The organism is Agrobacterium sp. NPDC090283, from assembly GCF_044769685.1.
GTDB lineage: Bacteria > Pseudomonadota > Alphaproteobacteria > Rhizobiales > Rhizobiaceae > Agrobacterium.
Genome location: NZ_JBIVYG010000002.1, coordinates 323,152 through 336,275, shown reverse-complemented (window position 1 = coordinate 336,275; position 13,124 = coordinate 323,152). Strand labels below are relative to the sequence as shown.

Genomic DNA, 13,124 nt, shown 5'->3' with positions numbered 1-13,124 from the left:
ACCTCACAGCCAGCCCAGTGCTTTCGCCGCGCGGATCGCCTCCGCGCGGCGTTTGCAATCCAGTTTGCGGAAGAGGTTGCCGAGGTGAAATTTCACCGTCACTTCCGAGATGTTGAGCGTCTGGGCGATCTTCTTGTTGGACATGCCGCTGGCCAGCAGTTGCAGCATCTGCGCTTCGCGCTGGGAAAGCCCGCCATGCAGGGCGCGTGCCTGCGGCGAGTTGACCGAGGCGGCGAAAATCGACAGCGCGGTGCGCACATCGGAAGAGGTTTCGATGAAACTGCGGATGCGGCGATTGTTCAGGAGTGGTGACAGAAAGACGCGCTCTTCCGAAAGCACGCCGTTGCAGCCAAGGCGGGTTGCCGATTCAAGGGCGGTGAGGATATGGGCGCGGGCGGCGGCATTGTCGCGGCGCTGCTGCGCGGCGTAGCTCTGCCAGATCCTCAGCGCGACCTTTTCACGATTGGTGACCTTGGGATTGGCGATCATCGCGTCGATCTGCCGGGAGAGATAGGCGCGCGGCGTGAAAAGATGCACCGCATCGCGAAGCCAGGCCATGACATAGGCGATTTCGTCGCGGCGTGTCAGCCGGGAAAGATCCTCATGTGCGCTCTCAACCCAGTTGCGGCCCATCGGCATGCGGATTGCCGAAAGCGTTGCGGCGGCATCCGCCCAGCGGTTGGCGTTCTGATAGGCGAGGGCCGTCCTGATCTCCATCATCGCATGGAATTGCAGTCCTTCCGAAAGGTGAATCCACAGGCCATCGAGAAAGCCTGGACGAACGGTCATCGGAAAATGGTCGATCAACACCTGCGAGGCGTAAAACAGGGCGAATTGCATCAGGCTCGGCCAGATTTCGGCAGCGGCGAAGTGATCGAATTCGTGCTCGACGAAATGCAGAAGGTCGCGTGGCTTTCCCGCTTCATAGGCAAGGCAGGCTTCCGCCAGCCGCAGCATCCGGAACTCCTGCACCGCATCATGCGGCACCTGTTCCAGCCGTGCGCGCGCCTCCTGCGCCGCCCGGCGGGCCAGAAGCACATCGCCGCTCATCAGCCGCAGCACGATCTGGTGCAGGTGGATGAAGAATTCCAGCAGGGGCTGCCCGCCCATCTTGCGCAGATAGATAAGCGCGCGGGCGGCAGCCGCCTCCGCCTCGCGGAAATTGCGGCGACGAATTTCGAATTCGAGCAGCGCATTATAATAGGCTGCCCATTTGCCGTGATCGTCCATCGGATAATCTGCCATGAACTCGCCGAGCCGCGTTATGACAGCGTCATTGGGCGTCAGATCCTCGGCGATCATCAGGTTCAGCCGGAAGGTGCGGGCGGCGAAGGAAAACCGCGAGCCACGGGCAAGCACCTTCAGCGGATCGAGATAATCCGAACCGAGGCTTTTACCGAGCAGATGGCGCACGCGCTGCAATTCACCCTGTTTCAGCAGCGCACGGGTGACGGCGAAGAGCACGGTTTCATTGGCCGCGATCATATCCTGCGAAAACCGCATGATGATTTCGCGAAACCGGTCGACGCTGCTTCTGTAGATCAGCTCACGGCCATCGGCGCGCTCGAGGATTTGTGCAGCATGGGTCTCGTAACCGCGGTCCAGCAGCATGGCCATGGCGGCGAGCGAACGTCCGGCCTTTTCGAACGCCGAGGCGACCTCCACGACGGCGCTGCCGGCCTGCAATGTGGCGAGGCGTTCTTTTGCCGCTACCGTCAGAAGCCGTATCAGCGTGCGGTGATTGTCGGGCTTTCCCGTCAGAAAGGGCGGCAGAAGCCTGGTCCAGTCCGCATCTGGGTCTGCGGAGGGATTTTCGAGCCAGAAGGACAGTTCGACCGTTTGGGCAGGGGAAAGATGCGGCAGATAGTTTTCGCGCAGATAGTCGGCGCATAAGGTTTCATCCGGCAGGCGCGCCAGCGACAGGAAGGCCGGCCATCCCGCATAATCCTCGAGTGCCAGATGCTTCTGTTCGGGTGGAAGGCTTTCCGCCTCATCCTGCCTGAAGGCCAGTTCGTCCGATCCTATGGTGAGCGAGCCGCGATGCAGGATGTGCCGCGCCATCCCGCTGATCCGTTGGTCCGGCCGGCAGGCGATGACGACGAAACGCACCGACTCCAGAATGGGGGCGGGCATGCGTACTGCCCGTGCAAAGACCGGAACGTCCCACAGCAGGCAGCCATTTACCGCGTCGTCGCTTTGCGGCTGGTGCGTGCGGCATATCTGCGTTCCCAGTGCTTCTGCGAGCATCTCCAGCAGCACGCTTTTTCCGGCACCCGCCGGCGCGCGCAGAAACACCGCGCCCGCGGTTTCGCTGGCGATGCGGTGGCATAGGCGGGGACGGGGCAGGAGTGTCATCGGGAAAGGGATAGGGCATCCAGATTTAAAAACCTATACTCATTCTTTAAAAAACTATACCTTTCGGCAATTGTTCGAACCGCCATCTGGTGAAAACTTGTGCTCAGGCAACCGATGCACAAGGAACGTTCCACCGATGCAGCAACATCCGCTGGTCGCGATTTTGAACAGGCTCGGCACCTTCGTGCTGGTCATGATCGCCCTGTCCATCATGATTTTCGGGCTCGCCCGTGTGGTGCCGGGAGATCCCGCCCGCATGGCGTTGGGTCCTGCGGCAACGCAGGAGCAGGTGGATGCGCTGCGCGGACAGATGGGCCTCGATAAGCCGCTTGCCATCCAATATCTCGATTACATCGGCAATGCGCTGCATGGCGATCTTGGTTTCTCGCTGGTGTCGCAGCGCCCCGTCACCACCGATCTGGCGCAGACCGTTCCGGCAACCGTCGAACTGGTGCTGGTCTCGGTCATCTTCATGTTCGCCGTCGCCATTCCGCTAGGCGTCATCACCGCGCATTACCGCGACCGGCCACTGGACCATATCGGCCGTATCCTGTCGCTTACCGGGGTGACGATCCCGAGCTTTCTTTTCGCCATCACGCTGCAATTATTGGCCGCCCGTTTTCTCTCCGGCTGGCCGATCATCGGCAGGCTCGATCACTCGCTTGGTTGGCAGGGCGGCCCGACGGGCTTCATCCTGATCGACGGCATGCTGGCAGGACGGTTCGATGTGGTGCTGGATGCGCTGAAACACCTTGCGCTGCCGGCTTTTGCGCTTTCCATGGCCGGCATCGGCCAGATCACCCGCATTACCCGCTCCTCGATGATTGAAAACCAGCGCAAGGACCATGTGCTGACCCTGCAGAGCTTCGGCGTGCCAGAGCGGGTGATCATCTTCCGTTATCTGCTGAAGCTCTCTTCCATCGCGCCGCTGACGATCATGGGTCTCGAATTCGCGTCGCTGATCGGCAATGCCTTCGTGATCGAGATGGTCTTCGCCTGGGGCGGTTTCGCTTCCTACGGGTTGAACGCCATCCTGCAGAAAGACCTCAATGCTGTGACCGCCGTGGTGCTGGTGGCCGGCCTGTTCTTCATCGTTGCGAACCTGATCGTGGATGTCCTGATCTCGATCATCGACCCGCGCCTGCGCCGCAAGGAGGCTCGCTGATGGCTGATATGAAAATGCTCGAACCCACCGATCGCGGTTTAAGCGCCGGTTACATGATGTGGTATCGCTTCAGCCGGAATCCGGCGGCGGTTATCGGTTCGCTGATCCTTCTGTCGGTGCTGGTGCTGGCGGTCTTCGCGCCATGGCTCACGCCCTATCCGAAACATATCGGCGCGGTCGTCGATTTCCGCGCCCGCCATATGCCGCCGGATCTGGAGCACTGGTTCGGCACCGACAAGGCCGGCCGCGATATCTTTTCCCGCACCATTTTCGGGCTGCGTGTTTCCCTCCTTCTTGTCATCGGCGTGCTCGGCATTTCGGTACCTGTTGGCACGGTGCTTGGCCTCATTGCCGGTTATTTCGGTGGCTGGACCGAGAAACTCATCAGCGGCCTGACGAATGTGATGCTGGCCATGCCGCCGCTCGTCATGGCGCTGGCGGTCTCCAACCTCCTGGAACCGACGCTGATGAACGCCATGATCGCGATCACCCTGCTGTGGTGGACCTGGCATGCGCGGCTGATCTATTCGGTGTCGAAGTCCATTGCGTCCGAAGACTACATCGAGGCGGCGCGTCTAGCCGGTGCCGGCCCCCTGCATATCCTCTTTCGCGAAATCCTGCCCAATTGCGTCTCGGTCATATCCGTCAAGACGACGCTCGATGCCGCCTTTGTCATCCTGTTCGGCGCGACGCTGAGCTTCCTCGGTTTCGGCGTCAAGCCGCCGACCCCCGACCTCGGATCGATGGTTGCCGACGGGCGCCAGTTCATGCCGGATTTCTGGTGGGAAGTACTCTGCCCCGGTGCGGCCGTGCTTTACGTGACGCTGGGTTTCAACCTGCTGGGCGACGGCCTGCGCGACATGTTCGACGTGGAAAGCTAAGGCCATGACTGAACCGCTTCTCAAGGTCGAAAACCTCAACGTCACCTTCACCAATTATGGTCGCACCCGGCAGGTGTTGCGCGATGTCGCCTTCACGGTTGCCGCGGGCGAGCGCGTAGCGCTGATCGGAGAAACCGGATCGGGCAAATCCGTCACCGCCAAGGCGATTATCGGCACCCTGCCGAAGAATGCTGCGATCACATCAGGCGCCATCGTCATTGATGGCCGCGACGTGCTTGCCCTGCCGCGTAGAGAACGTGAGGCGCTGAAGGGAACGGCGTTTTCACTGATCATGCAGGACCCGCTCTCCTCCTTCAATCCGGTCTTCAAGATCGGCACGCATCTCGATGATGTCATGCGCTTTGCCGACAAACGCGATGGTATCAACTCGTCAAAGGCGGAGCGCCGCAACCGCATCGCAGCCGTTTTGCGGCGGGTGCAGCTTGCCGATACCGAGCGGGTGATGAATGCCTATCCGTCCGAGCTTTCGGGCGGTATGCGCCAGCGCGTGCTGATCGGGCTTGCCCTGCTGCATCAGCCGAAGCTCCTGATCGCAGATGAGCCCGGCACCGCACTCGACGTGACCACGCAGGATGAAATCCTCAATCTCATCAACCAGCTGGTTGCCGAAGAAAACATGGCGCTACTGATGATCACCCACAATCTCGGCGTCGTGCGCAAGGTGGCGGACCGGGTGGTGGTCATGCATCACGGCGATATCGTCGAAACCGGCCCTTGCACGCAAATCCTGCATGCTCCCGCCGCGGATTATACGCGTTCGCTGCTGGATGCGGTGCCGCCGCTTTATGGCCCGCGTGTCACGGATCTCGCGCAAAGCGCTCGGCAGCCGATCATCACAATCGAAGGCCTGAACAAGATTTACGGCAGGCGCAATGGCTACCATGCCGTGCGCGACGTGAACCTGACGCTGAAGCAGGGCGAGGTTTTTGGCCTTGCGGGCGAATCCGGTTCCGGCAAGACCTCGGTTGCCCGCATGATCATGGGCCTTTCGCGTCCCACCTCCGGTAATCTCGTCATCGACGCCCCGGTGCCTGAGCGCGGCAAGCGGCTGACGCAGATCGTTTACCAAAATCCGGGCACTTCGCTCAATCCGAAGCGTACCGTCAGGCAGACGCTTTCCCTGCCGTTGAAATCTATCGGTATGGATGGGCAGGCACGGGAAAGCCGGATGCAGGAACTGATGGGGCTGGTGCGGCTGCCGCAATCCTATCTCGGCAAATATCCGCACGAGCTTTCCGGCGGTCAGAAGCAGCGCGTGGCGATTGCCCGCGCGCTCGCGGCAGAACCGAAAATCCTCATCCTCGATGAGCCGACTGCGGCACTCGATGTCTCCGTGCAGAAGACGGTGATCGACCTTCTGCTGCAGCTGCGCGAAGAGCTTGGCCTGACCTATCTGATGATCTCGCACGACCTGTCGCTGATGCGCAATTTCTGCTCACGCATCGCCATCATGCTGCGCGGCGAGATTGTCGAGGAGGGTGTGACGTCGGCGGTCTTTGCCGAGCCGGCCCATCCCTATACCCGCGCCCTGATCGCGGCAATCCCCGTCGTCACCGACGAGGAAGAACGTCTCAAACCCACCGTGACCGAGGAAGAGCGCATGCGTTTCCTCGTAAAAACGACCGATTGATGAAAGAGGAGCCTGACGTGTATCGCGTTGGAATTGACGTCGGCGGCACGAATACCGATGCCGTTGTGTTGCAGGATAAAACCGTTCTGGCGGGGGTGAAGGCCTCAACGACAGAGGATGTGACATCCGGTGTCATCGAAGCCCTTGAAAAGGTCATCGAGGCATCGGGCATAAACAGGGCACGCATTGGCGCCGTGATGATCGGCACCACGCATTTTACCAATGCGGTGATCGAGCGCCGGCATATGGACGAGGTGGCCGCCATCCGTCTCGGCCTGCCATCCGGCGCCGGTCTGCCGCCCATGGTCGACTGGCCGGATGACCTGAAGGAAATCGTCGGCAACCACGGTTATCAGGTGCGCGGCGGTTACGAATTCGACGGCCGCGAAATTTCGCCGCTCGATGAGGATGAAATTGTCCGCATCGCCGCCGATATCCGCGCCAAGGGCCTGAAGGCCGCTGCCGTCACCTGTGTCTTCAGCGGCATCAACGATGCGATGGAGCTGCGGGCGAAGGAGATCCTGCAGGAGCGCTGCCCGGGCCTGCCGGTGGTGATGTCCAAGGATATTGGCCGTCACGGTCTGCTTGCGCGTGAAAGTGCTGCAATCATGAATGCCAGCCTGCTGTCGCTGGCCGACCGCACCGTTGCGGCTTTCGGCGAGGCGCTGAAGGCTGCGGGCATCACCTGCCCGTTCTACATCACGCAGAACGACGGCACGCTGATGGCGGCGGATGTGGTGCGCGGTTTCCCCGTGCTTACCTTCGCGTCCGGTCCGACGAACTCCATGCGTGGTGCGGCCTTCCTCACCGGCCTCAAGGATGCCGTCGTGGTCGATGTCGGCGGCACTACCTCCGATGTCGGTTCGCTGTCCCACGGCTTCCCGCGCCAGGCCTCGACCACGGTGGATATTGGCGGCGTGCGCACCAATTTCCGCATGCCCGATGTCTTCTCCATCGGTCTCGGTGGTGGTTCGCTGGTGGTCCATGGCGATCACGGCCTGACCGTCGGCCCGAAATCCGTCGGTTACCGCGTTCGCCGCGATGCACTCTGCTTCGGTGGCTCGACCCTGACGGCAACCGATATCGCCGTTGCCTCTGGCAAGGCCCATGTGGGCGAGAAAGCGCTGGTTTCCAGCCTCGACAAGAAGCTCGTGGATGCGGCGGTCGGTAAGATCAACGACATGCTCGAGGCCTGCGTGGAGCGCAGCCGCATCTCGTCGTCACCGGTGCCGGTGATCGCCGTTGGCGGTGGTTCCATCCTGATGCCGGATCGTATCGGTGACCTCGAAGTCATCCGGCCTGAGAATTTCGCGGTGGCCAATGCCGTCGGCGCGGCCATTGCGCAGATCAGTGGTGAGACCGACCGGGTCTTCTCGCTGGTGGACGGACGCACGCGCGAGAGCGCACTGGCCGAGGCGGAAGCGGAGGCGCGCGAAAAAGCGATTGCCGCCGGCGCGATTGCCGAAACGCTTGATGTCATCGAGCGCGAGGACATGCCGCTTGCATACCTGCCCGGCAACGCCACCCGCATTCATGTGAAAGTTGTTGGAGAAATGGGAGCCAATCATGGCTGAGACACGCAAGCTGAAATATGACGAAGCGGCATTGCGGACGCTGACCCGTGAAGATCTCGATGCGCTGGAAATCGGCGCCGGCATTCTCGGCACCGGCGGCGGCGGCAATCCCTATCTCGGCAAGCTGCTGGCGCTGGAAGCCATGAAGGCCGGTTACGAGATGAAAATCCTCGCAACCGACGCCATTGAGCCGGACGCGCTCTGCATGTCGATCGGCGGCATCGGCGCGCCTGTCGTTGGTGTCGAACGCATTCGCGAAGGCCGCGAAGGCTTGCGTTGCCTGCGGGCGATGGAAGAGCTGATCCGCGCGCCTGTCGACGCCATTGTCTGCGAGGAAATCGGCGGTTCCAATTCCATGAACCCGCTGGTGACAGCGGCGCTGGGCGGCCTGCCGATCCTCGATTGCGACGGCATGGGTCGCGCCTTCCCGGAAATGCAGATGACCACCTTCTCCATCTACGGCCACAGTTCCACGCCGTCGGTGATGTGCGATCTGCACGGCAATGCCGTCATCTTCAGCCATGCCGTTTCCGAAGTCTGGCACGAGCGCATGGCGCGCGCCTGCGTCGTTTCGCAGGGCGGCGGCGCGATGCTGGCAACGGCGCCGATGCAGGCGCATTACGTGCACCAATACGGCATTCCGAAAACCTACACCAAGGCGATCGCCATCGGTGAGGCGGTGATCCGCGCCCGCAAACAGCAGGAGGACCCGATTGCCGCAGTCTGCGCACTGGAAGGCGGGCGGCGCATCTTCAACGGCAAGATCACCGATCTGAAGCGCCATCTGCGCGGCGGTTTCGCGGTCGGCGATCTCACGCTGTCGGGCTTCGACGACTGCGCCGGCCAGACGGCGGGCGTCGCCATCCAGAACGAATTTCTGCTGTTTTCCCGTGACGGCAAGGTGGAAGTGACGGTTCCCGACCTGATCGTCCTGCTTGATGTCGACACGGGATATCCGATCACCACCGAAGTCCTGCGTTATGGCCAGCGCGTCGCCGTCATCGCCATCCCCTGCCACGACCTGCTGCGCAGCGCCCGCGCGCTTGAGGTCGTCGGGCCGGCGGCCTTCGGTTACCCGGACATTCCTTTCTCACCGCTGCCCGTTCCGGTCAGCAAGGCTGCCTAACCATAAGCGGGGCCAATGACCCGCAATAAAGAGGAGAACGATAATGAAAATGCCTGTAGTTTCTTCCCGTCTCGCCGCGCTGGCGCTCGGCACGGCGCTCGCACTGCCGTTTGTTGCTTCCGCAGCCCTTGCGGAAGACAAGGTGTCGGTCGCGGTCAACACCATGCAGATATTCAGCTCGCTCGACCCGGCGAAGGTGACTGATTACACCGGCTACATGGCCATCGTGAATATGTATGACGGCCTGACCACGGTGAATGCCAAGGGCGAGATCGTGCCGCATCTGGCGAAATCCTGGGAGATTTCGCCAGATGGCCTGACCTACACCTTCCACCTGCGCGACGATGCGAAATTCCAGGACGGCACGGCGGTGAAGGCTGCCGATCTTGCCTGGTCGATCCAGCGCCTGCTCGGCATCAACAAGGGCCCGTCGAACCTCATCGTTGGCGTGCTGAAGCCCGAAAACGTCACCGCGCCTGACGATGCGACGCTGGTCATGAAGATCGAGCGCCAGTTCTCGCCCTTCATGGCGGCAACGCCCTTGATGATGGCCATGAACAAGACGCTGATCGAAGCCAATGCCAAGCCCGAAGACAAGTGGGGCGAGGCCTATGTCGGCGAACATTCCGCCGGTTCCGGCCCCTACAAGCTCGTCAGCTACAATCGTTCCGCCGACATGGTCATTGCCCGCAATGCGGACTATTTCCTCGGCTGGACCAAGGGTAAGCCGATTGACGAAGTGCGCTTCGTGCAGACCAGCGACGACGCCACCGTCAAGGCGCTGGCGGAAAAGGGCGAACTCGGCCTTTCCTCGCACGGGCTTGGCAACGACACCTATGAATCCATCGGCCGGATGAAGGGTTACAAGCTGATCCAGACCCGCACCGCCGGCGGTTTCGTCATCAAGCTGAACACCAAGGTCTATCCGACCGACGACGTGCACGTTCGCCGCGCCATCGCCTATGCGACCGACTACAAGACGATCCAGGAAGTGATCTATCCGGGCTTCGACATGCGCGGACCGCTTTCCGACGCGTTCAAGGATGCGCATAACGGCGATATCCAGCCGGGCGTCTACGATCTGGAAAAAGCCAAGGAAGAACTGGCGAAGTCTAAATATGCCGGCCAGAAGATCACGCTGGTCAACAGCTATGTCGCGTCGCTCGCCTTCGAGGCCGAAGTGGCGTTGCTGTTGCAGTCCAGCCTCGAGCAGATCGGCATCACGCTCGATATCAAGCCGGAACCGTGGAACCGCATCGTCGAGCTGTCCTCCAAGCCGGAAACGACGCCGGCATCGACGCAGGTAAACATCTCGCCAACCTATCCGTCGCCGGATTCGATGTTCTACAACCAGTATCATTCCAAGGCGTCCGGCACCTGGATGTCGATGGAATGGTTGCAGAATGCGGACATCGACGGGTTGATCGACAAGGTTCGCGCCACCACCGATGTCAATGAGCAGAACGCCACCTACAAGGAACTGCAGACGAAGATCGCCGATCTTCAGCCGGACGTCTGGGCCGTTGCGCCGAACCGCCGTTATGCGGCGAACAAGTGCCTTCAGGGTTACGAGTTCATTCCCATGCAGAGCTGGGACCTGAACTTCTCCAACTTCCATTGGGACTGCAAGGCGGAGTGATCTCCGCCTCATGAAAACCGGCCCCGCCACAAATGGCGGGGTTGGCCAGACTTGGAACTTCAAAGGGAAGGAGCATCGCTTGCGGCCGGAAAGGCTGCGGCATGCCCGAGGATGACGCATGATCCAGGAATTTTCCGAAGACGATATCGAACCTCTGGCCACCGGTGCCTGGATTCTGGGAACGGGTGGCGGCGGCAATCCCTATATCTCGACGCTTAATCTGCGCCGCCTCTATGCCGAGGGACGACGGGTGAAGGTGATGGACCCGATGGCGCTTGCCGATGACGACATGGTTGCCGTCGTCTCCAAGATGGGTGCGCCGCTTGTCGGTCAGGAGCGGCTGGGGGATCCCGTGCATCTCGCCCGTGCCGTCGAGGTGATGGAGGATTATCTCGGCAAGCCGTTTCGGGCGATCATGAGCGTGGAGATCGGCGGCTCCAATGCGCTGTCGTCTTTCCTCGCCGCCGCCGTGCTCGACCGGCCGGTTGTTAATGCCGATGCCATGGGACGCGCCTATCCCGAGGCGCAGATGACATCCTTCGCCATCGGCAACCTGCCGATGTTTCCGCTGTCGCTCGTCGATGTGCGCGACAATGAGGTGATCGTGACGCGGGCTGCTTCGTGGAAATGGATGGAGCGCATCTCGCGCAAGGTCTGCACCGAAGTCGGCTCCACCGCCGCCACCTGCAAGGCGCCGCGCACCGGCAAGGAAGTGAAGGAATGGGGCATTCACTACACCGTCACCAAAGCGACTGACCTTGGGCGCGCTGTGATGGAGGCGCGTGCGCGCCATGACGATCCGGTTCAGGCGGTTCTTAACCACGAGGGCGGCAAGCAGCTGTTCCGTGGCAAGGTGGTGGATGTGGCGCGTGAGACCACCGGTGGTTTCCTGCGCGGCAGCACGACCATTGAAGGCATTGATGCCGACCGCGGTTCGCGCATGGAACTGGCCTTCCAGAACGAATGGGCGGTTGCCTTCCGCGACGGCCAGCCCGTCGCCATGACGCCTGACCTGCTTTGCCTTCTCGATACTATTTCGGGCGGTGCCATCGGTACGGAATCGGTACGATACGGCCAGCGCGTCACGGTTGTAGCCCTGCCGGCGCCGGAGCTTCTGACGACGCCTGCCGGTATCGCTGCCGTCGGCCCGCGCGCCTTCGGTTATGACATTGATTTCAGATCGGTATTCCCATGAAACGCATCGGTATTGACGTTGGCGGCACCAATACGGATGCCGTTCTGATCGATGGAGACACCATCGTTGCTTCCATCAAGGTCCCGACCACGCAGGATGTCCTGTCCGGCGTGAAGGCGGCGCTTGCCCATGTGGCGGGCCATGTCGGCGCGGCCGACCGGCCAATCGATGCTGTGATGATCGGCACCACGCACTTCACCAATGCGGTGGTGGAACGCGCCCGGCTGGAACGGGTCGCGGCGATCCGCATCGCATTGCCAACAGGTTCTTCACTGCCGCCCATGTGCGACTGGCCGAAGGATCTTCGCGAGGCCGTTGATCCGCTGATCTTCATGGTTCACGGCGGCCATGAATATGACGGCAGTCCGCTGGTGCCGATGGTTCCCGGTGAAATCCGTGAGGCGGCGATGAAAATCCGCGATGCGGGTATCACTTCCATCGCCATTTCCGCGACCTTCTCACCGCTGACGACGGAGTGCGAGGTGAGGGCGGCGGAAATCGTCCGTTCTGTGATCCCTGATGCACGCATCACGCTTTCCCATACGCTTGGCCGCATCGGGCTGCTCGAGCGAGAAAATGTCGCTCTCCTGAATGCAGCGCTGCAAACGCTCGGCAAGACAACGGTTCAGGCATTTTCGGATGCGCTGCGCGAAGCGGGCGTGAAGGCGCCGTTCTATCTGACCCAGAATGACGGCACCGTGGCGCTCGCGGATGTGGCCGCCACCAACCCCGTGCACAGCTTCGCTTCCGGCCCGACCAATTCGATGCGCGGTGCGGCCTTCCTCACCGGGCTTTCCGATGCGATGGTCGTGGATGTTGGCGGCACCACCTCCGATATCGGCTGCCTTGTCGGCGGCTTTCCGCGCGAGGCGAACAATATCGTTCATATTGGCGGGGTACGCACGCTCTTCCGTATGCCCGATCTTCTGCCGATTGCGCTCGGCGGCGGCACCATCGTTGACCCTGAGACAGGTAAGATCGGCCCGCGTTCGGTCGGTTACCGCATCCTGACGGAAGCCCGTGTTTTCGGCGGCGAGACACTGACGACGTCGGATATCGCCGTTGCCGCTGGCCTGATCGAGATGGGTGACCGCGACCGTGTAAAAGACCTCGATCCGGCTTTCGTGCAGGCCTCGCTTCAACGCATCCGTGACATGGTGGCCGACAGTTTCGACCAGATGAAGACCTCGGCCGAAAACGTGCCGCTGGTCGCGGTCGGCGGTGGGGCTTTCCTGATCCCCGAGACGGTTCCGGGTGCGTCGGAAGTGTTGCGTGTGGAAAATGCCGGGGTTGCCAATGCGCTGGGCGCGGCGATGGCGCAGGTTTCTGGTGAGGTCGACCAGGTCTTTTCCGGACTGAGCCGGGACGAAGCCCTTGCGAAGGCCGAGACAGAGGCGCAGAACGCAGCCGTTGCGTCTGGCGCTGAGCGGGCGAGCCTCAAGACGCTTGAGGTGGAGGATATCCCGATCGCCTATCTGCCGGGCGGCGCTCGCAGAGTGCGCGTACGGGTCATCGGCGATATCGCCTTTCATTGATGG

General features: G+C 61.6%; 9 protein-coding genes. 8 read left to right on the top strand and 1 reads right to left on the bottom strand.

Translation table 11 applies throughout. The features are described from left to right. Positions 1-3: 3 nt before the first annotated feature. A complete protein-coding gene (locus tag ACIQUH_RS04495) occupies positions 4-2,355 on the bottom strand; it encodes a LuxR C-terminal-related transcriptional regulator (protein WP_400812824.1) in 2,352 nt (783 codons plus the stop codon). A 136-nt stretch (positions 2,356-2,491) separates the two neighbouring features. On the opposite strand from ACIQUH_RS04495, the gene ACIQUH_RS04490 reads away from it, so the two are divergent. The 8 genes from ACIQUH_RS04490 (at position 2,492) to ACIQUH_RS04455 (ending at position 13,121) form a co-directional block, all read left to right on the top strand. After that, a complete protein-coding gene (locus ACIQUH_RS04490) occupies positions 2,492-3,520 on the top strand; it encodes an ABC transporter permease (RefSeq protein WP_400812823.1) in 1,029 nt (342 codons plus the stop codon). Then, complete coding sequence (locus ACIQUH_RS04485) at positions 3,520-4,401, top strand: ABC transporter permease (protein ID WP_020813268.1); 882 nt, start codon at positions 3,520-3,522, stop codon at positions 4,399-4,401. The genes ACIQUH_RS04490 and ACIQUH_RS04485 overlap by 1 nt, the downstream gene beginning before the upstream one ends. Before the next feature lie 4 nt (positions 4,402-4,405). After that, positions 4,406-6,052: a nickel ABC transporter ATP-binding protein NikE gene (nikE, locus tag ACIQUH_RS04480; protein ID WP_400812822.1), complete on the top strand. Its 1,647-nt coding sequence runs from the start codon at positions 4,406-4,408 to the stop codon at positions 6,050-6,052. Positions 6,053-6,069: 17 nt separating this feature from the next. Then, complete coding sequence (locus ACIQUH_RS04475) at positions 6,070-7,626, top strand: hydantoinase/oxoprolinase N-terminal domain-containing protein (RefSeq protein WP_400812821.1); 1,557 nt, start codon at positions 6,070-6,072, stop codon at positions 7,624-7,626. Continuing rightward, positions 7,619-8,752 (top strand): DUF917 domain-containing protein, encoded by a 1,134-nt coding sequence (locus ACIQUH_RS04470; RefSeq protein WP_400812820.1) that lies wholly within the window; start codon positions 7,619-7,621, stop codon positions 8,750-8,752. Before ACIQUH_RS04475 ends, ACIQUH_RS04470 begins: the two co-directional genes overlap by 8 nt. Before the next feature lie 43 nt (positions 8,753-8,795). Then, positions 8,796-10,391, top strand: coding sequence for an ABC transporter substrate-binding protein (locus ACIQUH_RS04465; RefSeq protein ID WP_400812819.1), 1,596 nt, complete (start codon positions 8,796-8,798; stop codon positions 10,389-10,391). Positions 10,392-10,509: 118 nt separating this feature from the next. Beyond that, complete coding sequence (locus ACIQUH_RS04460) at positions 10,510-11,586, top strand: DUF917 domain-containing protein (protein ID WP_400812818.1); 1,077 nt, start codon at positions 10,510-10,512, stop codon at positions 11,584-11,586. Further along, entirely contained in the window at positions 11,583-13,121 is a 1,539-nt protein-coding gene (locus ACIQUH_RS04455) for a hydantoinase/oxoprolinase N-terminal domain-containing protein (RefSeq protein WP_400812817.1), read from the top strand. Before ACIQUH_RS04460 ends, ACIQUH_RS04455 begins: the two co-directional genes overlap by 4 nt. The last annotated feature ends 3 nt before the right edge of the window (positions 13,122-13,124 follow it).